The following is a 24888-nucleotide window of genomic DNA, read 5'->3' as shown; positions in this document are numbered from 1 at the left end:
GGGATAATAATGATATCGAAAAGAACGAAAATAGGATTGCTCGTTTTTATTATTTTGCTCGGTATATTTTTAGGTTACAAACTATTGGAAATTCAGAATCGTTTACCATATATCGCTAATGTTGAAGCTGTTCAATTAGAATCAGTTCTTACAGATGAATATCTATTTGAAAATGAGACGGTAAAGATTGTAGCTTTTATTTTTACGAATTGTCCAGATATTTGTCCGATGACAATGGTTGATTTGACAACTCTACAGGAAAAGCTGAAGGAAAATAACTTATTTGGAGAGAAAGTGAATATCGTTACGATTACACTTGATCCAGAATATGATACGAAAGAAATTTTGCAGAGCTATGCTGAAAATTTTAATGTAGATTCAAACGGGTGGTATATATTACGAGGATCGGATTCTGAAACAATCGGGGTTACAGATCAGTTTCAAATGTTTTATAAAAAGGATGAAAATGGCTTTATTACCCACAGCACCAATATGTATTTAGTAGATCGTGAGAATAATATACGTTCCGTTCACGATATGAATATTGGCGGTAAACAGGTAAATATAGCTGAGCTAATGGAAAATATAAATCGTTTGCTAAATGAATAATTACCATTATTGTCGATAGAACAATATTTCAGCCTATTTTAGCAGATAAGAAAGTTTAATCGAGGAGTGCACCTGAGGCAGTCGCTAAAAAACTTGACAAGTTCTAACCATAGAATGACCTAAATGAAATTTTATAGGTAAAAAATAGCTGAGTTGTTCAGCTATTTTTTTATTTACGGTCATTATTTGTTTGATTCTTCAGTGGTGTCATTACTTTCTGTTACAGTTAATGCAAAGTTATTATGAATTAGAAGGGGATCGAGGCATTGAATTGCACAGAAGCAACGAAGATCAACTTCAATACAAAAGTCTGTTTTCACTAATATGTTAACATCACAAATATTATCTACATCACCAAAATTAATAGGATTCCCATTTTTAAAAGGTTTTAACAATGATAAAGTTGCACAGCCATCTTTGCTGATATCCTGTACTTTAAAGAATGGAGTTCTGAAACATTCACCACCTAATAATCCACCAACATTTCCAAATGCTTTAAATAAATCACTATTTTTGTCAAACAAAATAAATGGTATCGTATCACCAACAAACTGGGTTGGCGCAAGTAAGTTGTGAAAGCAGCTTGTTGAACATTGTTCATCAACAGCATCTTGCAGATTTTTAATATTTTCCACTGCTTTACATACACTGTTTCTCTCTTTCTCACAGCCCATGCTTCTTCACTCCTATTCAGATTTAAATTATAGTGAACTGTCCTTATTAGCATATAGTTGTATGCGTCTAATTGTGTTAGGTATATACCTATATTTGCGATAGTCACCCAAAAGAAAGAAGAATCCCATAGTCCCCTTTATCGAGCATTAGCACTTAATGGAAGAATAATAAATTAGGTGAAAAGCATTGGATTGCACAGAAACAAATGAGGTAAAATTCGATATAAACATCTGTTTTCATCTGCATATAAAATCTCTCCTACAGCTTCCTTGGATACACACAGTTTTTATCACTATAGCTCAGGAATATTTCATCTTCTTATTAGACTTCATTATCGCTATATATTACGTCCTAATTATTATTAGGCAAACTATCATTATCTGAAAGAAAAGGTCTAAGAACAAAGGTCTGGTTTTTCCATATCTTATTATATTGATGTTTAATTAATCTGAAGGGGAGAAGTCGAGTGAAGGAAGAAATCAGACATGATGCGTATGTTAAAAAATTATTAGAGGCTAGGGAAAAAGAAGAAATAAGAATCGATCCAATTAACGAAAGAAATATCGCAAAAGGGGAAGGGTTAACTTCACCTACGAATCATGTAACAACAGAAGAAACAAAGATATTTAAAGAATATATGGAACAAAAGAATTTGTTCAAATTGACAGAAGCAAAGCCACATATGAAAAAGGCATTAACGTTAAAGCGGTTTTTCAAAATGAAACGAAATCAACAGGTTGAAATATACTCGAAAGCCGGACAGAAATCAATTTATTCAGAAGGGAAGGTTAATGCAATTGGCAGAGATTTTGTAATGATTACCAATTTAAAGGATCGTATCTGGATACCTTACGAAAAAATTGACTCAGCAAATGTGCCATATGGAATACCAAACTATTCAAATACACACCAACATTATATTTATGATAATGACCTTCGTACGAAATTACTGCAAAATTTTGGTGCCACTGTTTCGCAAAGAGAGATCCTCATTCAACAATTCCATGAAGAAACACTCCGAACGAACCTGTCAAGATGGAAAAATACGTGGGTGGAAATTAAATATGAAGAAAACAAATCCCATGTTGGAAAAGTACTTGAAACATCAAAAAAGACCGTTACACTAAAAGGTTTCAGGCATGTATATCATATTCCGTTAAATAAGATAGAAATGATTGAAACCATTCGTTTTCTTAAAATCCTAACAAGCTTTATTAGCAGATAGGAAAGTATAATCACCTAAAGGCTTGGTGACAACCAAGTTTTCTAAGATTAGCAAAATAAATTAGCTTTGATAGTTGTGTATTACAGACTATTTTTGTTTAAGTGAATAGAATGTTATTACCTTGTATATATAAAGGAGGATAAGGAATGACTAATCAGCAAATGGAAGACCCATTGTTTAGAGAATTCGAAAATCTAATTGGGGAAGAAATATTAATTGTGACGGAAACATCCCAGTTAAATCTACTTGGACAAACATTTCGACCTGTATTTTGCGGAACAGTTAATGAAGTTGAACCAGGACATATAACACTTTTCCCAATTACGATCAAAATGATTAATGCACCATTTTTTCAATTTCCAACTCCGTTAAGTATCCCTTTAGAGAAAATTGCTGCATTTACCGCTGAATGGGATTGTGACACCATCTTTTCAATATCATAAAAGGAGGCCTACAAGAATGAGCCGAAATATTTTTAACAATGGTACAGATGTATCAATTAATGATATCCATGATGAAGCATTGGTTCAGCACTTTAAGGATGGGATAGGAAACAGGGTTTTCTTGCTCATCCCTAACTTTCCTTTCATGTTAATCGGCATGATTAAAGATGTCATTGATGACCATGTCGAAATTAATGTAGAAACATCAACACAGGCAGTTTTTGAAAATAGATTATGGCAGGTTCATATTCATGCGATTGAAGTGTTCTTTATTGAACGTGAGGGTGGACCACAGATTCCAGTATTACGTAACTGATAATTTTTTATGAAAGGAGGCTAATAATGAAGCGAAGTTTTCATATCGTAGGAATTCCCATACGAATTGTTGTCAATACTTTTGGTGACCATAATCCAAATGGGATGATGTATGTATTAAAAGATAATGAGGACAAAGTTCGAGAGCTGGTACGAAAAAATCCTTTTACCCCTGTTGAGCTAGTTGAACCCCTTGTTATTCGTGCGAATCAGGGGGATGAGGTTGAAATCCTCTATGAAAATAAATTGCCTTTTGCGACAGGGATGCATTTCCAAGAGGCAGATTATGATGTCTTAACCTCGGACGGTGCAAATGTTGGTTTCAATCCGGACACACTCGTAGAAAAAGGTGAAAAGATTCTATACCGTTTGAAGCTAACACATGAAGGGATTCATTATTTTTCCGATTTAGGAAATGTGTCAAGTACGGAAGAGGGATCGAACACAAATGGACTTTTAGGTGCACTATTTGTTCAGAAAAGGGGTTCATCATGGACAGATCCTGTCACAGGAGGACCAATTAAAAGCGGAATGTTCGCAGATATTCATCATCCGTTTTTACCATCATTTCGTGAATATGGCTGGTTTTTCACAGACGAAATGGAAGTGGATGATTTAACAGGGAATCGTCCACTCAATCCAGTAACAGGGCAAGATGCGGAATCTTTTCATGGAGTAAATTATCGCTATGAACCAGAATGGCGAAGAAAACAATTACTCGATGAAGGTGTCGTTGCTCCTGATGCTGATGGGGAAGAAGTTCATCATGATTCATGGGTATTTGGAGATCCAGCCACACCTATTTTACGTGGCTATGTTGGTGATCCGGCACTGATACGTCTTGTTCATGGTGGTACAAAGGAAACACATGTGTTTCATTATCATGTACACCAATGGTTCAGGGATCCAATGAATACAAATTCAGAAATATTTGATTCCCAATCAATAAGTCCGCAGTCCCACTATAATATTCGACCATTATACGGTCTTGGTAGTCTTCAAGGTGCGATAGGGGATGCCATTATTCACTGTCACCTCTATCCGCATTTTGGTGCAGGGATGTGGGGGATGAACCGGATTTTTGACACACTTCAAGATGGTAGTCAGTGCTATCCAAATGGCGTTCCAATTGCAGCATTACAACCGCTGCCAGATAGACCAGCACCACCAAAGCCTACTAAGGAACGTCCAGGATTCCCTAATTTCATTCCTGGAAAGGTTGGTTGTAAAGCCCCTAGACCACCTCTAGGCATTGTAGGAGGAAGAGGACTGACAGAACTGGAAGCCAATGCTGCTGTTCCTAATGCAAGGCCCGGTGCTGTATTCGCTGATCCCTGTATGGAAAACGCAGTCGTAAAGGAATTCAATGTATCCTTAATTGAATTACCAATCGTTTATAATCGTGAAGGCTGGCATGATCCACAGGCTAGAATATACGTATTAGATGAGGATCTTGAGGATATTTGCTCAGGTAAAAAAGAACCAGAGCCACTTGTAATTCATGCACCTGCTGGAACCTGTCTTCGAATTAATTATACAAATAGGTTGCCACATGTATTGGGTGGAGATGCTTTTCAACTCGTCACAAGAACGTATGAAAATGGATTGCATATCCATTTTGTTAAATTTGATGTTCTAGTGAATGATGGAGCAAGTGTTGGTTGGAATTATGATTCGGGTGTATTACCTGGTGAGACGATTCGTTACGAATATTTTGCAGATGTAGAATTGAAAGCATGGTTTTTCCATGATCATTTATTTCCATTGGCTCACCAGCAGCATGGTGTATTTGGTAGTGGTGTTATCCACCCACGCTTCACTCGCTTTTTAGACTCGGAAACAGGTGAAGAAATCGATCATGGAGCTCAGATTACAGCGGTTAATCCAATCATCCCTGATTATCGGGATTTTGCATTATTTGTCCATGATTTTGCCCTGCTTTTTGACAAAGACGGAGAGCCATTAAATCCGCCAGATTTCCCAGGATCACAGGATGATCCAGGTGTGTTCGGTGTGAATTATAAAAATGAACCATTACAGTTTCGACTTGGAGAGGATAATGATCCTGCATACTCTTTTAGTTCGTTTGTAAAAGGTGATCCTGTCACACCGATATTAAAAGCCTATGAAGGTGATTCCATACGTATTCGATTATTGCAAGGTTCGCAAGAAGAATCACACAGCTTTAATGTTCATGGACTTAAATGGCTAACAGAGAGACAGGACCTAGATTCTGAAAGAGAGAATCAACAGCATATAGGCATCTCCGAATCATTTACCTTTGATACCTTTATTCCTAGAGCAGGAGACTATTTATGGACATTTGAAACAGAAGAGGATCTTTGGAACGGGTTGTGGGGATTAATTCGGGCTTTTGCTGAAGAAGTGCCAGATTTAATTCCTTTACCTGATAGTCCTCGTCCCCCGAAACGCACCAAGCCACTTCCAGAATGCACGGGTTTTCCACCTGCAAAAGCAACGAAGGTATTAAGTGTTGGCCCACGTAATAGTAAAATTCGCCGCTATGATGTTGTCGCATTCCAAACGGCGATTAAGTATAACAAATATGGTGACAATGATCCATTCGGTATCGTGTTTGCACTTGAAGAGGATATGGACGCTATACTGAGTGGGAAAAAGAATCCTGAACCACTTATCTTACGTGGTAGTGTTGGAGAAACAGTTGAAGTGAAATTAAGAAGCTTGCTTCGATTTGATCTGTTTGAATTTAAAGATGGAATTTATCCATATCCACGAGTGAAGGAACAGGCATTTTACCCGCCTTCATTGCGAATTTCCCTCCATCCACAAATGCTTGAATTCGATGTTCAATCATCAGCAGGTGAAACGGTCGGATTTAACCCTGACCAAACCGTTGGACCTGGTGAAGAGATAACGTATCGATGGTTTGTTGATGGTCCACATGGTGTGTGTGGAATGTGGGGTATGGCAGATATTCGAAATCATCGCTCACAAGGCGCATTTGGTGCTTTTATTGCAGAACCTAGGGGCACGGAATGGCTTGACCCATATACGCTAAAACCACTTCGTACAGGAGCGAGCGCTATTCTTAGGAATCCTATCCTACCAGATGCAAGAGAATTTGTCATGCTCATGCATGATGGTGTTCGCTTACGTGATGGGGCTAACCAATTAATCGTTGATCCATTTGATGGCGTATTACTTGGAGCTGATGAGGATAACGTGGAATTGGCAGACACTTACGATGATGGCTCCCGTGGATTTAACTATCGTACAGAACGGTTAATTAATCGTTTTTCGGAGCATCCACAGCTGAGTGAATTGTTTAGTTCGAAGGTATTTGGTGATCCTGCAACACCATTATTCGAAGCGTATGTGGGGGATCCTGTTGTTATTCGGCTTGCTACACCTGCAGAACGAAGACGTACACATACCTTCCATCTGCATGGTCATTCCTGGAAGTTTGACGCACGAGATATAAATTCACGCGTTGAATCTTTCGTTGGACTTAATGTTATTGGGAGAAAAGCAAATTTAGATTTAATTGGTGGTGCGGGCGGATTATTCAACTTTCCTGGTGATTATATGTATCGTGCTGGCAACATTAGATGGGATATAGAATTGGGGATGTGGGGCATTATGCGTGTTCACGATGCTATTCAAAAGCATCTCAAACCATTAAATGATTAAAAAATACTTTGGGAACCATTGATATAATGGTTCCCTTCATAAAAGGTGGTGTAGAAATGGAAAAAGTAGAATGTGAAAGATGTCCAGAATTTGTTCCAGCTGGGGCACCAGATGATTTTTGTATACCGGAAGAATGTTGTCCAGAAAGAATAGATCAACCAAGATTTCCATCACCAACTTCGTGTCTGCCACAAGAACAATTGGAAGAACTCGAGGTGAATATTAGTGAGGCGAATCAAATATTGCTCGATTTGGGCCTATCGAATGAAAGGGAACCGAATGAAATATTTCAAAGAGCCTTTGATGGATTAGTAGGTCAAAGGGTAGCGGTCAAAATAGATTGTCCACTCCTGTCAAATCCAGATAAAATAGTAACGAGACGGGGCAGGGTATTTCTAGTAGGGTTTGATTTTGTCGTACTACGAAACAAGGCAAATCGAGAAGTGATTATACCATTCGAAAAAATACAAAAGATTAGATTAAGTGGGAGATTTGCAGAGCCTATCGAAGAAGAGGCATTAGATGATATTGAACCTTGTTTTAGAAGACGTCTGACATTTAATTTTGGTGAAACGGTAGCATCTTCCCCAGAGCTAATTCAAATTTTCTTTAGACTTCGTTTAAGAATCTATTTATTACTCTTAGTAAACCAGCGGATTAGAGTGAGATTGGAAAACAAATTCATGAGAGGTACGTTATTTGATGTACACGAGGAAACAATTACACTCAGAGTAGGTAAGAAGGAAAGGGAGATTCCGATAAATAATATTTGTTATTTTGTAGTATTGGAAAAAGAAAAGAAGTAACTAAAAACTACTATCGCAGATTAGAGCTGCGGTAGTAGTTTTTTGATTGTATTAAAAGTGCTGGAAAACTGTAATCTCACATGAAAAATTAAGTTTCTTTCTTCGGAAGATAAACCAGGACGTTATAGAATAACTGGGATCTGATCACCTACATTTCGTGAGAAGAGAGCAGGTCAAAGAATATACTTTTACTATATTGAACGCCCATTATGTTTAAAATTTAGGCTTAATTATGATGATACTGTCCATGTCAAGCGAATGACTAGTTAAATATAATACCTATATAAGTGAAAGGAGGCAATTTCTTGGGAACAAATGAGGGTAATGATAAAAAGATAAGAAGGTACAGAAAAAAGAGAAAGAAAGGTGCTCTTAACACACTTAATAAGTTAGACGCTAATGTTGATGCGGATTTAGACGCTAATGTTGATGCGGATTTAGACGCTGATGTCGATGCGGATTTAGACGCTGATGTTGATGCGGATTTAGACGCTGATGTTGATGCGGATTTAGACGCTGATGTTGATGCGGATTTAGACGCTGATGTTGATGCGGATTTAGACGCTGATGTTGATGCGGATTTAGACGCTAATGTTGATGCGGATTTAGACGCTGATGTTGATGCGGATTTAGACGCTGATGTTGATGCGGATTTAGACGCTGATGTTGATGCGGATTTAGACGCTGATGTTGATGCGGATTTAGACGCTGATGTTGATGCTGATGTTGATGCTGATGTGGACGCTGATGTGGATGCTGATGTGGACGCTGATGTTGATGCTGATGTTGATGCGGATTTAGACGCTGATGTTGATGCGAATTTAGACGCTGATGTTGATGCGGATTTAGACGCTGATGTTGATGCGGATTTAGACGCTGATGTTGATGCGGATTTAGACGCTGATGTTGATGCGGATTTAGATGCTGATGTAGATGCTGATGTGGACGCTGATGTTGATGCGGATTTAGACGCTGATGTTGATGCTGATATGGATGCTGATGTTGATGCTGATGTTGATGCTGATGCTGATGTGGACGCTGATGTTGATGCGGATTTAGACGCTGATGTTGATGCTGATATGGACGCTGATGTTGATGCTGATGTGGATGCTGATGTTGATGCTGATGTGGATGCTGATGCTGATGTTGATGCTGATATGGACGCTGATGTGGACGCTGATGTTGATGCTGATGTTGATGCTGATGTTGATGCTGATGCTGATGTTGATGCTGATGTAGATGCTGATGTAGATGCTGATGTGGATGCTGAAGTAGATGCTGAAGTAGATGCTGATGTGGATGCTGATGTGGACGCTGATGTAGATGCTGATGTAGACGCTGATGTTGATGCGGATGTAGACGCTGATGTTGATGCGGATTTAGACGCTGATGTGGATGCTGATGTAGACGCTGATGTTGATGCCGATGTAAATGCTGATGTGGAAGCCGATGTAGACGCTGATGTGGATGCGGATGTAAATGCCGATGTAGACGCTGATGTGGAAGCCGATGTAGATGCGGATGTTGATGCGGATTTAGACGCTGATGTGAATGCCGATGTGGAAGCAGATGTAGACGCTGAAGTAGATGCCGATGTGAACGCGGATGTAGACGCCGATGTAGATGCTGATGTAGATGCTGATGTAGACGCCGATGTGAATGCTGATGTAGACGCCGATGTAGACGCTGAAGTAGATGCCGATGTAAATGCCGATGTGGAAGCAGATGTAGACGCCGATGTAAATGCCGATGTGGAAGCAGATGTAGACGCTGAAGTAGATGCCGATGTAAATGCTGATGTGGAAGCAGATGTAGACGCTGATGTAGATGCGGATGTAAATGCCGATGTGGAAGCCGATGTAGATGCGGATGTAAATGCCGATGTGGAAGCGGATGTAGAAGCAGATGTAGACGCCGATGTAAATGCCGATGTGGAAGCAGATGTAGACGCTGAAGTAGATGCCGATGTAAATGCTGATGTGGAAGCAGATGTAGACGCTGATGTAGATGCGGATGTAAATGCCGATGTGGAAGCAGATGTAGACGCTGAAGTAGATGCCGATGTAGATGCTGATGTAGATGCAGATGTGGAAGCCGATGTGGAAGCAGATGTAGACGCTGATGTAAATGCTGATGTAGATGCGGATGCAGATGTGGAAGCAGATGTAGACGCCGATGTAGATGCGGATGTAAATGCCGATGTGGAAGCAGATGTAGACGCCGATGTAGATGCGGATGTAAATGCCGATGTGGAAGCAGATGTAGACGCCGATGTAGATGCAGATGTGGAAGCAGATGTAGACGCTGATGTAAATGCGGATGTAGACGCTGAAGTAGACGCCGATGTAGATGCGGATGTAAATGCCGATGTGGAAGCCGATGTAGACGCCGATGTAGATGCCGATGTGGAAGCCGATGTAGACGCGGATGTAAATGCGGATGTAGACGCTGATGTAGATGCCGATGTAGATGCGGATGTAAATGCCGATGTGGAAGCAGATGTAGACGCTGATGTAGATGCCGATGTAGACGCCGATGTAGATGCGGATGTGGAAGCCGATGTAGACGCGGATGTGAATGCAGATGTGGAAGCCGATGTAGACGCTGATGTAGATGCGGATGTAAATGCCGATGTAGACGCAGATGTAGACGCAGATGTAGATGCCGATGTAGACGCCGATGTAGATGCGGATGTAAATGCCGATGTAGATGCCGATGTAGACGCCGATGTAGATGCGGATGTAAATGCGGATGTAGATGCCGATGTAGACGCGGATGTAGACGCCGATGTAGACGCTGATGTAGATGCGGATGTAAATGCGGATGTAGATGCCGATGTAGACGCCGATGTGGACGCGGATGTAGATGCCAATGTAGACGCCGATGTAGATGCGGATGTAAATGCCGATGTAGATGCGGATGTGGACGCCGATTCCAATGCAAATGCTGATTCCGATTCTGATGCAAGTGCTGATTCGGATTCCGATTCTGATGCAACTGCTGACTCCGATTCCGATTCTGATGCAAGTGCTGACTCCGATTCCGATTCTGATGCAACTGCTGACTCGGATTCCGATTCTGATGCAACTGCTGACTCCGATTCCGATTCTGATGCAAATGCTGATTCGGATTCCGATTCTGATGCAACTGCTGACTCCGATTCCGATTCTGATGCAAATGCTGATTCGGACTCCGATTCTGATGCAAATGCTGATTCGGATTCCGATGCGACTGCTACAACGACTGGAACAGTTTCATCTGATAATAGAACAACTGCTGACGCCGGTGGAAATACCTTCACAAACGGGAATAATACAATCATCAGTATGAATGATAATACTAGTGCATTAATCGTAACACTTCTGTCTACACTTACTATTTTAGAAGCTTTAAGAGGAGAGCAGAATTCAAATAATACAGAAGCTCTTATCTCAAACCTAACTAACACTCTCAACGTATTATTACAAGGTGAAAGCGATAATCGTAAAGCTATCCTTGATGCACTAAATTCCCAAAAGAAATAAATGTAAAATAATTTGGAGGAGATTGTATGTCAAAAACAAACCGATCTGTCTCTAGCTGTAAAATTCCGACCAATAAAAGTGAAGCTAACCTGTTTGTGAAAATTAAAAACAAAAACGAACAAAATAGTCGTCAATTTAAAATTAATGTATACGATCAAGATTCACCAACAAAAGAATTATTACCTGTTTATGTAGGCGACAAACTTTCACATATAGATATTCTTGGGCCTGGTGCAGAGAGAGACTATAGAATAGACGTATCAGGTGTGGAAAATAAAGTTGTCTTTCAAATCATTCAGGAGACGAGTGGCTCAGGTGCTTCAATGGGCTCGAGTAAAAACAGCAAAGGACCAGCTAAAATAGAGTTACGCATTAAATAAAATATAAAAAAATTAGATTTCTAAGCTGAGTCAAGCTTTGAAATTTCAACATGGAATTTCCTTTATTTAGAATTTATTAACTTAGTAACTTATGAAAGAGGTGAAGGGAATGGGAAAAGAGAAGGAAGAACGAGGCAATCACGAAGAACGAAATAAGAAAAGACAAGAGAAAAAAGAAAAGAGAGATGAAGAGAGAAAGGCAAGAAAAGAAGAGAGACAAGAAGCAAAAAAAGTAAAAAAGGAAGAAAAACCAAAAGAGGAAGAAAGAGCAGATAAACCAAAAGAGGAAGAAAGATTAGAAGAACCAAAACAGGAAGAAAGATTAGAAAAACCAAAGAAAGAAGAAAGATTAGAAAAACCAAAGAAAGAAGAAAGATTAGAAAGACCAAAAAAAGAAGAAAGATCAGAAAAACCAAAAAAGGAAGCTGAGGTAGAAAAACCAAAAAAAGCATATAAATCAAGAAAAGCAAGAAAAGCAAGAAAGAGAGAATAAACCCAAAAGCAAATAAATAATAAAATGAATATCAAAATTAATTATATACAAGGCTGTTGTTACATTTGTAACAACAGCCTTGTTTAAGTGCCCAGTCATACGGAGAACGGAGATTCATTAGGGTTTATGTGCTCCATTTGTGATGGGGTCTTTAAATACTTGAATATAGTGACCAGTTAGATTCAATCTTTACAGTCACAATCATCTTTTAATTCCACAAATTTAATGGCTTTAAATGGAAAAATGAGCGTATTTCCATGGGCTAATTTTTTACGTTTTTTCCTTTTTTTCCCGGCTTTTTCTTTTAAGTCAATCTTTTCTTCGGCAACTACTTCTTTTTTCTCCTTTAATACATCAACTTCGACAAAATCTGAACCAACAAAGCAAATGTTACCTACAATTTCCTTGTTTTCTTCCAGCTCCAGTTTCACAACGCAGCCGATAAGCTGACGAAGGCGGAAGTTCAAGCCACCTTGTAATCCGCCAAGACGTAATCTGAAATCACTATCACATATAAATCTATCACAAATAAAGTCGCGTTCATGATGGTGGGAATCATGATGATTACAATGGTTATGATGGCGAAAATCATGATGATCACGATGGTTATGATGGCGGAAATCATGATGATCACGATGGTTATGATGGTGGAAATCATGATGTCCATGATCATCAAAATGATCATGTCTAAACTGTTTGCCGCATTTTGTACAACCTGTATGACTCATTTTTATCATTCTCCTTTAGCTTAAAATAGTTGTAAATAGATCACATAATAATAATAATGTTCTTTTTGCCATCTTCATGATTCACTTTCAATCTGCCTTCTTGAAAATCTCGAGTCATAGCTTGTTTGTCCTCAATGTAAGACAATTTGGTGTGTCTGTCAGCATGTTTAGGCTCCAATCTTTGTTTACGAAGTGAAGGTATTTTGTGAAAGGAATGGTCATGTCTTTTAGGGTTGCCGCTACTACAACCACAGTGATGATTCATTTGGCGTCTCCTAGTTGAAAAAGAATCATCGTGTTTGCATGAGCAAAAGTCATCATTGTGATTAAATCCGTGGTGACGTTCTTGTCTGCAATCACTACAATTGCATTCACGTCTTTGAACATGTGGATTAACGTGACCGAAATGTTGATGTGTCATATCTCCCCTCCTATCTACTACACAATATTAGTGTATGTTTATTAGATATTTTTGAAAGGTATATCAGCCTTATAAGAAGCGAACAAGAAGGAATCCTGTTCGCTAAAGTAATAAATTAGCAAAAGTGACGGCAGCCATGATGGAAGTCATTGTGGAAACAACGGTTATTGCGTAATCCGCAAATTGGGCGGCAACGGAAGCTGGAACAGAATGAATGGCATCGATGACGGCAATGACAAAAATCATTGTCTTTTTCTACAAAAATTATTTTCTCTACTTCCATTTTCTTTTTTCTCTTTTTAGCCATTTGATTCACCTCACTTTCATAGAGTCATAATAGGATATGCTGCACCTTGAGATCCAGTATGTATTGGTATCTTAGGTTTCAAATATATAGTGAAACTTCATTCAGTGGGGGGTTCCCTACCGCCACTGAGTGTTAGCACCGCAAGGGTATGACCTAAAGGCCCGTGAACGAATCGAGCTTTTACTGTTAGTTAACCTGCAATAAACTCTTTTCCGTCAAGTATAAGAAAAATGATCGTCACAAAATGTTCTGGATTTTATATCTTATAGTAATGATTCAATCATAAAAAACAGACATGGGTGAAGTTTATGGACACAATTATTTTTATTGGAACAAATCCGGTTCAAGTCGTGTTGCAATCGTCGCTGCAAAGGGATTGGAATTATATACCGTTTTACTGACGGACAAACAAAGATAAATGCTATATACAGACAATCTGAGAAATAGAGACTTTCATCAGGGGGTGATTCACCCCTGTTTTTTTGTTTTTTCATTGAACAAGGGCTGTCACCTAAAATCTTGGTTAAACCTTAGTTTTCAAAAGGATTCTATAGTCCAACAACGTGAGAAGCAGTGTACAATTCTCCCCTTATTTATTAATGCCTTACTATTTACACAACATTGATAAAAATACATATCTTAAATAGAAATGAACTTATAAAAGAGGTGCAATTGCATGGTTCTGATATCTTTTATTAAAACAAACAACAATAAATTATATATTTCTAAAAGCATTGAAAAACAATTTTTGCAAACGAATAATGAAGTAACGATACAATTTGGACATTGGAAGCATCAGGCTTTTATTGAAGTGGATGATCAATTGCCTGAAAACACAATTGCAATGCCGAAATATTGGTTTAATGGGTACAACATCCCGACAGAACTTCCATATGAAATGGTTGTGAAAAAGGATACCATTTTAATCGGTCCTGTTATAGCTTTTATCTTTAGACGTTGGAAGAGTAGCTTAACATTAGCGGTACTTGAAAAATGTAAGAACCGATTTAAAGGCTATGATAATATTAATGGGCTCATTTATGTTTGTGCAGGAGATGGGATCAACCTTGTAAATCAAACAGTTGAAGGCTATGCTTATAATCCATACGCAAGCAATAAAAATGAACGATGGAAATATGGTGTCTTTCCTTTACCAGGAGCAATCTTCAAAAGGAGATCCATTCCCCGAGAAGTGCTGAAAGGACTTGAGGAGAAGATAGGCAGAAAGGTCTTTAATTCCCATGCTTTTAACAAATGGCAGCTGTATAAAAGTGCCTTAAAATATGAAGTTATCAAGTATTTTCCACAAACGAAAAGACTGACGAGTAGTAATGTGCTAAATGAAATGCTTGAAAGTTTTCCTGTAGTTTATTTAAAGCCACGCGGTTCTTTTAAGGGCAAGGGGATCTATACGGTCCAAAAGCAGGGTCAAAAAATTATTTTCACAACGAGATCTCAAGAGAAAATTGTATATGACAGTATAGAAAGTACGGAAGCCATTTTGAAACGATACATCCCTAGTAAACGTTATCTTATTCAGCAAGGGATAGAAGCAACATATAAAGAAGATCAGCATGTAGATTTCCGTTTATTTTTACAAAAAAACAGTAAAAAAGAATGGAACTGTCAAGGTTTTGTTGGTCGTTTTGGGAAGAAGAAGAGCATTATTACTAATTCCAAATTTCTCGATTTTTTAATGCAGGGACGAGAGGCATTGAAAGAATTACTTGCTATTTCAGAGAAAGAAGCAATGAAATTAGAAGTGGAAATGATCCAAGCTGCAATCGCGACCTGTAAGGTAATCGATCAAGAACTTGGTCATTATGGGGATGTAGCAATCGATATGATTATTGATCAAGATAGAAACATATGGATATTAGAGGTAAATAATCATTTTTATGGGTATCGAAAACATTTAGAAGTAGAAAGTAAAGAGGCTAATCAGCGTGTTAGACAAACGCCATTTGAATATGCAAAGGCACTTTGTGGATTTCCAATGCCAGATAAGAAAGGATAGAACTTTCTTATGCTGCATAAGCGCAACTAAGGCTGTCACCTAAAGGCTTGGTAACAACCAAGTTTTCTATAAAAATATGTGATTGGGATATAACAGTAGGTAAGCAAAATAGTATATACATTCTAGAGAGGAGGGCAACGAGAGTAACTATTGCAACGGAACAAGAGAATAGGCCAGAATCTTGTGTATGTAATGTGTTAATAGAACTTGTAGAAGCACAAAAAGTATTGAAAAATTCCCTTCTCTGTAAGTATTTTAGCCATATGATAGTATAAAAAATGCACTTAAAATACAGGCTTTGGATAAAGTCTGTTTTTGATTGTTCTCTGCGCACGGTAAACTAGTAAGTACTAACTACAGAGTATGGTAACTTTGTAGTCAGTACTTACTTATCTATTAAAAGCCCGCCAGTGAAGCTGCATAATGAATTGGTGCAGTGGAGATATGATAGTAGTTATTCAGATCCATTGTCTTAAATCCTTTAAATGAAGGCCTTGTATTTGCTTCAATAAACCATAATTTTTGATTCGTATCGAAAGCGAGATCGAGTCCAAATTCTGCAAAGTGTTCATTCGTCTGTTCCATAATCCTGCAGAATTCAAATGCTGCATCTTTTACTTTCGCTTTGATTACAGTGGTAAATTGTTCTCCAAAGCTTAATGATGTAGCCTCTCTGATTGATAATGCACTGCCACCACGGGAGATATTTGTGATTAGATGTTCTTTTCCAGCTAGACGGCACTCAATACCATTACATTGCCATTGTTTCTTCCTATTCTTTTGCATAACGACTCGTATATCCCAAGGGGAATTATTTATTTTTGCCAAATTAATATAAGGCTGAGCAATGTAATTACCATTTAAAAAATTACCTGATCTTAGAAATTCTTGTAGTTTAATATTGTCTACAATCGTTTTTAATAAAACACCATTACTGTAATCGAATAATAGAAATGTCTCGGTCGAAACAGTTTTAATAATACAAATTCCTCGCGCTCTGGATAAATCTGCTGGTTTTAATATTATTTCCGAATGTTTTCTTAAAAACTTCTTTACATCTTGACCATTAATTACTTTTGCTGTTTCTGGTAAAAATTCCTTAAAGGTTTGATATTCCCTTATTTTTAAGTAAACATCCCATTTTGTAAGACTAATTGAATTAAATAAATTTCCATTCGTTTTTTTGTATAATCTATCCGCTAAATCTTGTGTTGTTTTATATGCGCGTCTAAATATGACTGATGGTAAAGGAAATTTACCATATCGCCATTGCTTCTTCCTATCATGATAGTAAAGACCATAAACGCAATTTTCAGTCTCATCAATGGAACCATCTTTAAATGCAATTATTAAACCGCCTATACTTTGATAGTCATGCATGGAATCTATATATTGTTTCATATGTCTATTATGATAATAGTATTGCTGTTCACCAAGATGCAGTCCGATAATAGGACCGATGGTACATTCATTATCATGAATCTTTAGTTGATATGTTATTTCAGTTTGCACGAGTAATTCATTCAATAAATTTGCTGACAAATAGATTTGCATAGGATTTGAGTAATCATTTACTTCGATGGATTGTGACGTTGTAGTCTTCACAATTGCTTTTATTCTTCTCTGTCCAAAAGAAAGTTGTACGTTAGAAGATAACCCGTCAGAAAGAAAAGAAGGCATAAATATTATATTCTTTTCAGAATTGTTTTCGGCCTGCTGAATGTTAATCCATGTCATTTGCATCTGTATCCATTCGACTATTTTGATACAAAAAAAATAAATAATGAAAGCTATTTTGAATAAATGTGTCCCAGCTGTCTTTATTTGCTTCTCTTAAAAAGTTCTTATTTTCCCATCCTTTTATATAGAATAAGTTAGGGTTTCCTTTATGATCAAGTAAAAAATCAATCGCCAAACTACCTAAATTCGGAATGAAATAATCTAGATAGCTTCCTGCTTTTATACTTACATACGTTAAATTATTTAAAATATCAGGGGATTTCTCTGGAATTACTTTTTTTAATATCCAAGGCAGTTGTTCACAGATGTTTTTTTTGTATGTTTCTGTAGAAAGGAATTCACTTTTTCCAATCATATCTGTTATTTCCCATTTACCATGTATCGTTTTTTGTAAATATACACGTATCTCTAAAGGGGTGTTCATCCATAACAGTGTAGGTATTCCTTTCATGATTAGATAATTCTGTCCCTTCATCCTTTTCTTTAATTCTTTAAATATACTTTCGCAGGAACATTCAATCCTTATTCCATTATGGACAATATGAAATATTGGTTCATCTTCATTTCCGGATTTGGAAACATGGATAATAGAACTGCGACTTATTTCATTCTCCGGAATTATTAAAATGAAATCATTTTCTTCAAAATATCTTTCTAATGATGACGGTGAGAAAAGGCTATAAGATCGAATGAAAGGTCCTATTTCAGGTAAAGAGGATAGAATGTCAAGAATCATTGTTTGGTTAAACGTGTTTATTGGATTGATTGTTTTGCATATCCCTAGTTTACGAAGCTGCTTCATTCTATTTATACTTAATCTCTTGGAATGGAAAGTTATATTATAAATAAATGGGGGAATTGCAACTAAGCGCTGTTTTAGTTTTGAACCAGAAATAACGGTACCTTTTACAGTCATTTTTTTAAGGTCAAGATCTTCCATGGTGAATAAGATAATTTCCTCATCATAAAACTTGGATAATTCTTTAAATTTTTGAAGCAGGTAAACATATAGATTTTCATCTTTGGAAGGATATAGAATCCCAAAATTAACTCTAGACTTTTGATTCAAACTGTTGTATAAGCCATCCAGATCGCTTTTATTTTCTTTTAGCTTCTCCATTGATTTTTGAAGAACAATGAAGTTTTCTCTTGACTGGTCATCAAGCTTTTCTAGCCTTAATAAAGATTCAATTTGCTCAATCTCCTGATCTAATAAATCTTTAATTTTTTGATTTTGTTCATATAGAGATATGATTTTATGATAATATTCTTTATCCATTTAAATCGCCTCATCTGTTTTAATCACTATATACAAATAATATGAGATATTCGATTAACTTGTGATGAATTACAAAGGGAAATTGGATGGTTCATATTAGAAAATAAAAACAGAAGAAAAAGTTTCCCACTGCAATAAATCGATGACTTTCAGCCTAACTTTATAAGTAAGAATAAAAACAAGCAACCAGATATACTTTTGTGAGGTTGTCAATTTAAAAGAAGGGTGAGTTGTTGGATGGCACATCCAATTGTTATCAAATCGTTAAATGAAATTCAATTTTGGACTAGAATTATGAAAGAACATACCTTGTTTTTGAGCTTAGGCTTCACTTATGAACAGCAACAGTTAATTGATGAAGCGCGGCAGTTTATCATCTTTCTTAAGATTATGCCTGATCATTCTAAGTTATCGGGCATCTATTAGATCCTTTTGAACGTAAATTAGTAGACCAGGCGAGAGAATTTAGACATGATTTTGACCAACAGGTTTTTCAAGAGACCTGCTTCATATCTTAAATGACTTTCGAAACCCCAAAATTATTAAAGCAGGCTGTTTATGCCTGCTATAATGTATTAATTAATTGTTACTTGATGGGTTGTTTTTTGTAAATGCCCAGAGAAAATACTAGATTTGGTTGAAGTTGTCAAAATAGCTATATGGGGGCTATTGTATTTTCATTTAATTGAATCAGTTTACTTTTAATTTGAACGTATCATGTTCATGGAGCCCATGATTATTTTCTACATGAACTTGTATAGTATAAGTGCCAGCCTTCGGAAATTCGTAATTGATTGTATATTCACCGGGTATTAATTCCTCAGCATCTATCCAGTAATGTGTATCTGAAATAGCGTAATTCCAAATTTCATAACGAACCATTGCTTTTTCCAAAGGTTTCTCATTCATTTGTAAGTGAACCATGATTTTCGTCATTTCTGTTAAATTAACTTCACCAGGATTCGTGAAATGCATAGAAAACTTCTCATTACTAGCTTCGTGATTATGATCCTTTGAAACTTCTTCATTTTCCGATTCATCATTCACACTTTTACCAACCGTGATGGATTTCTGTGGCATGCTATGCAAATCTTTTGCGGTAACATGGGCATATATATTATAAATTCCATCCTGTTGGAATGTCATTTCTGCTGTATACGACCCATCTCCATTATTAACTGATTCAATCATAGTACTATCTTCTTTTCTTCCCTCTTGCCACATTTCAAAAGTGATTTTATCGGCATCATTTACAATTTTCCCATTATAGGTAACGGTAGCAATTAATTCTATAGTGTCCCCAGTATTGGCCGAGTCAGGAACTACAAAGTCTACTGAAAGATGGGGGGGTTCTCCAAAGTTTGTACTTGTGTCGGTATTTTGACAAGAAGAAGTCATAGCTAATAATAGAATGAATATTAACGTCTTAAATATTTTAGACATATCCAATCCTCCGTATAGTATTACTAGATTATTTTATTAAGAAAAGAGTGATTTTTTCCGGACATAGAATTGTATTTTCAAGAGATTAAAGAAATTAAATTTAGGCTTAAATGAGTTTATGGCAGGGTAAGCCATAGATCCAGTGTTTGCTTTCTATTTTTTATTAAAAACAATGCAGTTTGATGTGGGTGTTACGGTTATATATATGTAAAAGAAGTCACTTGGTATAGGCATATATCTATGGGGGGTTAATTTTTCAAAACAACCACTCTTTAACATTAAAATGACCACGATTAAGTTTTACTTCTGAATATTTTAATGTCCCTTCTAAGTTTAGGTAGAAAACCAGTGTCCTTATTTTAAGTATGTCAATTAATGCATTCCATTTTTAGTCGAAGGCTATCGCACAGGTATAGTTGTTAGTTATGAATATACATATATGTAATTGGTAAAAGAAGTGGTATTACTTTGAAATGGAAGAGGGGTGAAATAATGAATGCCTCAGATATTACGCTATGGATTGCTTTATTTGCTGGCTCTTTAACTTTTCTTTCCCCTTGTACATTACCGATATTTCCAGCTTATCTTTCGTATATAACTGGTATGAGTTTAAAAGAAATTCAATATCAACGGGATATAAAAGTTCGTCGTAAATTACTGCTCCATTCTATTTTTTTCTTGCTGGGCGTTTCTATGATTTTTCTTAGTTTAGGATTTGGTGCTACATTGCTAGGGCAATGGGTTCAAGGATTGTTATCAGGTGCTTTAGGAATTTTTTTTCAAAGAATTGCAGGGATTTTTATTATTGTTATGGGGTTGTTTGTAGCTGGATGGCTACCTTTGACTTGGTTTATGAAAGAAAGACGGTTTAATTTTGGTAAAAAACGAGCGGGCTATGTAGGCACTTTTATTGTTGGAATGGGTTTTGCAGCTGGTTGGACCCCCTGTATAGGACCGATTTTTGCTTCTATCTTGGTGATAGCAGGAAGTAATTCAACACAAGGAATTTTTTATACGATTATGTACGTAGTTGGTTTTGCAATCCCATTTATTGTACTATCCTTTTTCCTAGGTTCCGCAAAATGGCTTGTACGCTATAGTCAAAAGATTATGAAAGCAGGCGGGAGTATTATGATTTTAACGGGAATCTTCTTGTATACAGGTCAACTAACGCGTTTATCTATTTTCTTGTTTCAACTCATACAGGATAGTTGGCTGTCTAATATTGGATAGCAGGAGGCAATATTTTATGAAAAGGGCGATTATTATCATTGTTCTCGTTGGGATGTTTGGTTGGGCAATATACGATTTAGTTTCTCAATCAAAATCTAACGATATATCAAATTTAAGCGGGGATGAGAGAATCGAAAATAATGTAGGATTAAGTATAGGAAACTTTGCACCTAATTTTAGACTTCAAACGTTAAAAGGAGAAAGCGTGCAGTTATCGGATTATCATGGCAGTCGAGTTATATTGAACTTCTGGAACACATGGTGTGAACCTTGTCGTACTGAAATGCCAGATTTAGAAAAATTTTATCAAGATAAGGACGTTGTGGTGTTGGCAGTGAATTTAGTGAATACAGAACCAAGCAAACAGAAAATACGGGATTTTGTAAAAGATCTTGATTTACAATTCCCTGTACTACTAGATGAGGGAAACGATGTGGGTCTTATTTATGAAATACATCAAATTCCAACTTCATTTATGATTGATTCAAATGGAATAATTCAATACAAGGCTCTTGGAGTGTTAAATTATGAACTGATAGACCAAGAGTTTGAGAAAATGGATTAGAAAGCGACGTTTTGTAATAACAATGCATATTTTGGACGTGCTGAAATCGTTTAAAATGCCGAATTGAATAAGTAAAAGGAAAAGTTCAATTTACTCCTCTTTCCTTTAACCAGACCTAGGGAAAAGGTGGAAAATTGGTTTCGTCTATTTTAAAGAAGAAAATCAGAAATTTTGTAAATGCGGCGAGGTTATCGTTCAAATTGATTAGACTCATTGTGAAATGGAGGCAAGTTCGCTTGATTTACAGAGAATCTCAATCGAAATTGTAGCAATTGCTCTCGATTATCCAATTCAACTCAGCAAACCTGCACGTTATCAATCTTTTATGGTAAAGTAGCAATAGATGTTTTTATAAGAGAGGATTTTTTACATGAGTAAAACATTAGTTCTAGCAGAGAAACCTTCTGTTGGCCGAGATATCGCCCGTGTGCTTGGGTGCAGCAAAAAGGGAAACGGTTATTTAGAAGGATCGAAATATATTGTGACATGGGCACTGGGCCATTTGGTTACATTGGCAGATCCAGAAACCTATGATGATAAATATAAAACATGGCGAATGGAAGACCTGCCAATGCTCCCTTCCAATCTGAAGCTTGTCGTGATGAAAAAGACTGGCAAACAATTCAGTGCAGTTAAAACGCAGATCAGTCGAAAGGATGTAACTGACATTGTCATTGCGACAGACGCAGGTCGTGAAGGTGAGCTTGTTGCAAGATGGATTCTGGAAAAAGTTCATGTGAATAAGCCGATTAAACGATTATGGATTTCATCGGTAACGGATAAAGCGATTCGTGATGGCTTCAGGCAGTTAAAACCAGGAAAAAATTACGAGAATTTATATGCGTCGGCAGTTGCTCGTTCAGAGGCAGATTGGTATGTAGGTCTAAATGCAACCCGTGCACTTACAACTAAATTTAATGCACAGTTATCGGCTGGACGTGTACAAACACCAACACTAGCAATGGTAGCAGCAAGAGAAGAAGAAATTAAACAATTCAAGCCACGGAAATTTTATGGTATTGAAGCGAAAACAGATAAAGGATTTATATTAAGGTGGCAAGACGAGAAGAATAACTCAAGAATGTTTTCCAAGGAAAAAGCAGATGCCTTACTGAAGAAAATTCAAAACAAGCCTGCAACAGTTACAAATGTAGAAAAGGCATTTAAAAAGAAATTCGCACCACAGCTTTATGACTTAACAGAATTACAACGCGATGCCAATCGAATCTTTAACTTTTCAGGGAAACAAACCCTTTCGATTATGCAAAAGCTTTACGAACAACATAAGGTGCTAACGTATCCACGAACGGATTCAAGAGTTATTACAACCGATATCGTGCCAACGTTGAAGGATCGTGTTAAGACATGTGGGGTAGACCAATATGCAAAGGCAGCTAGCAAGGTGTTGCGTAAAGACTTCAAGCTTGGAAAATCCGTTGTCGATAATTCCAAGGTATCTGATCACCATGCTATCATCCCAACCGAACAGCATGTCGTCTTGTCTGATTTAACAGATCAGGAACGAAGGATTTATGATCTTGTTGTCAAACGTTTCTTAGCTGTGTTATCAGATCCGCATGAATATGAACAAACAACGATTCATGCACAAATTGAAAATGTTCATTTTCAAGCGCGAGGTAAGGTCATTAAAAAGCAGGGCTGGAAGGAAATTTACGATAACCGTTTTGATGATGAGAATCATGATGACCAGCGATTACCGGCAGTTGAGAAAGGGGATACCTTCAGCAGCTTAAAGGTTACGCAAACTTCAGGTGAAACGAAACCACCGGAACGCTTTACAGAAGGTGCACTGCTTCAAGCAATGGAAAATCCGGTTCGCTATATGAGTACAGACGAGAAGCATCTCGCAAATACGATCAATCAAACTGGTGGGTTGGGAACTGTTGCAACACGCGCCGATATCATAGAGAAATTATTTAATAGTATGTCGATGGAATTGAAGGGTAAGCATATTTTCATTACTTCGAAAGGTCGTCAATTGCTTGACCTCGTTCCCGAGGGATTACGCTCACCTGCATTAACTGCAGAATGGGAGCAGAAGCTTAGCCGGATTGCTGATGGGAAACTAAACAAGGCCAAGTTTATTACGGAAATCAAGGAATATACAAAAGAGGTTGTTTCGGAAATTAAAGGCAGTGATGAAAAATTCAAGCATGATAACATCACAGGAACAAAATGTCCGAACTGTGGCAAGCTCATGCTGGAAGTGAAAAATAGAAATGGACGAATGCTCGTCTGCCAGGATCGTGCATGTGGTCATAAGAAAAATATTGCAAAAGTAACGAATGCCCGATGCCCAAATTGCCATAAACGTTTAGAATTACGTGGTGAGGGTGATGGACAAATGTTCACTTGTTCGTGTGGTCACCGAGAGAAGCTCTCTACTTTTAATGAACGTAAGCAACGTGAGAAGAAACATAAAGTGTCGAAAAGCGATGTGAACAAGTATTTAAAGAAACAGGATGATGGATTTACGAATAATGCTCTTGCAGATGCACTTGCAAAGTGGAAGAAATAAGAATGCGGGCTCTCCATTTTATGATGGAGGGCTCTTTATTTGCATTAATAAGAATGCAGTTTACTTGCAATCGAACTCCATATATCATTAAACTAAGTAGGGAATCATTATTAATTAGGACATAAGGAGGTAAAACATAAAATGGCTTTTGTTATATTAGATCCATGTGGTCCTGAGAAGGCAGCGGAATGTGTGAGTGTCTGCCCAGTAGATTGCATTGAAGAAGGTCCAGACCAATTTTACATTGATCCAGATGTTTGTATAGATTGTGGTGCATGTAAGGCAGTTTGCCCGGTTTCTGCAATTGAAGAAGAGTATGATTTAACACCAGATCAAGAAATTTTCTTAGAAAAGGCGGAGGAATTTTTCTTAAATAGATAAGATAAATAAGGAAAATAATAATCCCCAAAAAATGGACAGGTCATACTGTGGCATATTATTGGGGATTTTCTTCAGTGAATCTATGAAGTTTAA

At 37.2% G+C, this 24888-nt stretch carries 20 protein-coding genes and 1 pseudogene; 15 read left to right on the top strand and 6 right to left on the bottom strand.

Going from position 1 to position 24888, the window contains the following annotated elements:
• Nucleotides 1-9 precede the first annotated feature (9 nt).
• Nucleotides 10-609 carry an SCO family protein gene (locus CUC15_RS14705; protein ID WP_114917383.1) on the top strand — a complete coding sequence of 200 codons (600 nt, stop codon included), beginning with the start codon at nucleotides 10-12 and terminating at the stop codon, nucleotides 607-609.
• A gap of 182 nt (nucleotides 610-791) precedes the next feature.
• Here CUC15_RS14705 and CUC15_RS14700 read toward each other — a convergent pair whose 3' ends face one another.
• The gene (locus tag CUC15_RS14700; protein ID WP_114917382.1) at nucleotides 792-1283 is read right to left on the bottom strand and encodes a CotY/CotZ family spore coat protein; all 492 of its coding nucleotides are present in this window, start codon (nucleotides 1281-1283) and stop codon (nucleotides 792-794) included.
• Nucleotides 1284-1750: 467 nt separating this feature from the next.
• Here CUC15_RS14700 and CUC15_RS14695 point away from each other — a divergent pair, with 467 nt between their 5' ends.
• The 8 genes from CUC15_RS14695 (at nucleotide 1751) to CUC15_RS20140 (ending at nucleotide 12142) form a co-directional block, all read left to right on the top strand.
• Entirely contained in the window at nucleotides 1751-2509 is a 759-nt protein-coding gene (locus tag CUC15_RS14695; protein ID WP_242985871.1) for a hypothetical protein, read from the top strand.
• A gap of 146 nt (nucleotides 2510-2655) precedes the next feature.
• Nucleotides 2656-2952 carry a hypothetical protein gene (locus tag CUC15_RS14690; RefSeq protein WP_114917380.1) on the top strand — a complete coding sequence of 99 codons (297 nt, stop codon included), beginning with the start codon at nucleotides 2656-2658 and terminating at the stop codon, nucleotides 2950-2952.
• Nucleotides 2953-2968: 16 nt separating this feature from the next.
• On the top strand, nucleotides 2969-3268 hold the full coding sequence (locus CUC15_RS14685) for a hypothetical protein (protein ID WP_114917379.1): 300 nt from the start codon (nucleotides 2969-2971) through the stop codon (nucleotides 3266-3268).
• Between the two features lie 26 nt (nucleotides 3269-3294).
• Complete coding sequence (locus CUC15_RS14680) at nucleotides 3295-6939, top strand: multicopper oxidase domain-containing protein (RefSeq protein WP_114917378.1); 3645 nt, start codon at nucleotides 3295-3297, stop codon at nucleotides 6937-6939.
• Nucleotides 6940-6995: 56 nt separating this feature from the next.
• Complete coding sequence (locus CUC15_RS14675) at nucleotides 6996-7745, top strand: hypothetical protein (RefSeq protein WP_114917377.1); 750 nt, start codon at nucleotides 6996-6998, stop codon at nucleotides 7743-7745.
• A 305-nt stretch (nucleotides 7746-8050) separates the two neighbouring features.
• Nucleotides 8051-11269, top strand: a complete 3219-nt coding sequence (locus tag CUC15_RS20285; RefSeq protein ID WP_205317609.1) for a hypothetical protein — start codon at nucleotides 8051-8053, stop codon at nucleotides 11267-11269.
• Between the two features lie 26 nt (nucleotides 11270-11295).
• Complete coding sequence (locus tag CUC15_RS14665) at nucleotides 11296-11649, top strand: hypothetical protein (RefSeq protein WP_114917376.1); 354 nt, start codon at nucleotides 11296-11298, stop codon at nucleotides 11647-11649.
• A 109-nt stretch (nucleotides 11650-11758) separates the two neighbouring features.
• A complete protein-coding gene (locus CUC15_RS20140) occupies nucleotides 11759-12142 on the top strand; it encodes a hypothetical protein (RefSeq protein ID WP_162800331.1) in 384 nt (127 codons plus the stop codon).
• Nucleotides 12143-12324: 182 nt separating this feature from the next.
• Here CUC15_RS20140 and CUC15_RS14655 read toward each other — a convergent pair whose 3' ends face one another.
• Together CUC15_RS14655 and CUC15_RS20135 are read right to left on the bottom strand one after the other, a co-directional pair.
• Nucleotides 12325-12870, bottom strand: a complete 546-nt coding sequence (locus CUC15_RS14655; protein WP_114917374.1) for a hypothetical protein — start codon at nucleotides 12868-12870, stop codon at nucleotides 12325-12327.
• A gap of 40 nt (nucleotides 12871-12910) precedes the next feature.
• On the bottom strand, nucleotides 12911-13291 hold the full coding sequence (locus CUC15_RS20135; RefSeq protein WP_162800330.1) for a hypothetical protein: 381 nt from the start codon (nucleotides 13289-13291) through the stop codon (nucleotides 12911-12913).
• A 983-nt stretch (nucleotides 13292-14274) separates the two neighbouring features.
• On the opposite strand from CUC15_RS20135, the gene CUC15_RS14645 reads away from it, so the two are divergent.
• A complete protein-coding gene (locus tag CUC15_RS14645; protein WP_114917372.1) occupies nucleotides 14275-15615 on the top strand; it encodes a YheC/YheD family endospore coat-associated protein in 1341 nt (446 codons plus the stop codon).
• A 396-nt stretch (nucleotides 15616-16011) separates the two neighbouring features.
• Here CUC15_RS14645 and CUC15_RS14640 read toward each other — a convergent pair whose 3' ends face one another.
• Both CUC15_RS14640 and CUC15_RS14635 read right to left on the bottom strand, forming a co-directional pair.
• Nucleotides 16012-17352 carry a YheC/YheD family endospore coat-associated protein gene (locus tag CUC15_RS14640; protein WP_162800329.1) on the bottom strand — a complete coding sequence of 447 codons (1341 nt, stop codon included), beginning with the start codon at nucleotides 17350-17352 and terminating at the stop codon, nucleotides 16012-16014.
• The gene (locus CUC15_RS14635) at nucleotides 17339-18634 is read right to left on the bottom strand and encodes a YheC/YheD family protein (RefSeq protein ID WP_114917370.1); all 1296 of its coding nucleotides are present in this window, start codon (nucleotides 18632-18634) and stop codon (nucleotides 17339-17341) included. The genes CUC15_RS14640 and CUC15_RS14635 overlap by 14 nt, the downstream gene beginning before the upstream one ends.
• Nucleotides 18635-18871: 237 nt before the next feature.
• On the opposite strand from CUC15_RS14635, the pseudogene CUC15_RS14630 reads away from it, so the two are divergent.
• Nucleotides 18872-19131: pseudogene (locus CUC15_RS14630) on the top strand (DUF2935 domain-containing protein); the annotation flags it as partial.
• A gap of 193 nt (nucleotides 19132-19324) precedes the next feature.
• Here CUC15_RS14630 and CUC15_RS14625 read toward each other — a convergent pair.
• Nucleotides 19325-20077, bottom strand: a complete 753-nt coding sequence (locus CUC15_RS14625; RefSeq protein WP_114917369.1) for a FixH family protein — start codon at nucleotides 20075-20077, stop codon at nucleotides 19325-19327.
• 492 nt (nucleotides 20078-20569) lie between these two features.
• On the opposite strand from CUC15_RS14625, the gene CUC15_RS14620 reads away from it, so the two are divergent.
• From CUC15_RS14620 to CUC15_RS14605, 4 genes are all read left to right on the top strand, one after another.
• Nucleotides 20570-21310: a cytochrome c biogenesis CcdA family protein gene (locus CUC15_RS14620; RefSeq protein ID WP_114917368.1), complete on the top strand. Its 741-nt coding sequence runs from the start codon at nucleotides 20570-20572 to the stop codon at nucleotides 21308-21310.
• A gap of 16 nt (nucleotides 21311-21326) precedes the next feature.
• Nucleotides 21327-21875 carry a redoxin domain-containing protein gene (locus tag CUC15_RS14615; protein ID WP_114917367.1) on the top strand — a complete coding sequence of 183 codons (549 nt, stop codon included), beginning with the start codon at nucleotides 21327-21329 and terminating at the stop codon, nucleotides 21873-21875.
• 370 nt (nucleotides 21876-22245) lie between these two features.
• On the top strand, nucleotides 22246-24414 hold the full coding sequence (locus tag CUC15_RS14610; RefSeq protein ID WP_114917366.1) for a DNA topoisomerase III: 2169 nt from the start codon (nucleotides 22246-22248) through the stop codon (nucleotides 24412-24414).
• A 141-nt stretch (nucleotides 24415-24555) separates the two neighbouring features.
• Nucleotides 24556-24795 (top strand): ferredoxin family protein, encoded by a 240-nt coding sequence (locus CUC15_RS14605; RefSeq protein ID WP_114917365.1) that lies wholly within the window; start codon nucleotides 24556-24558, stop codon nucleotides 24793-24795.
• Nucleotides 24796-24888 lie beyond the last annotated feature (93 nt).

The sequence above is a fragment of the Oceanobacillus zhaokaii genome (assembly GCF_003352005.1).
Lineage (GTDB): Bacteria > Bacillota > Bacilli > Bacillales > Amphibacillaceae > Oceanobacillus > Oceanobacillus zhaokaii.
The sequence above is the reverse complement of the archived record's forward strand: the minus strand, read 5'-3'. Positions and strand labels throughout refer to the sequence as shown.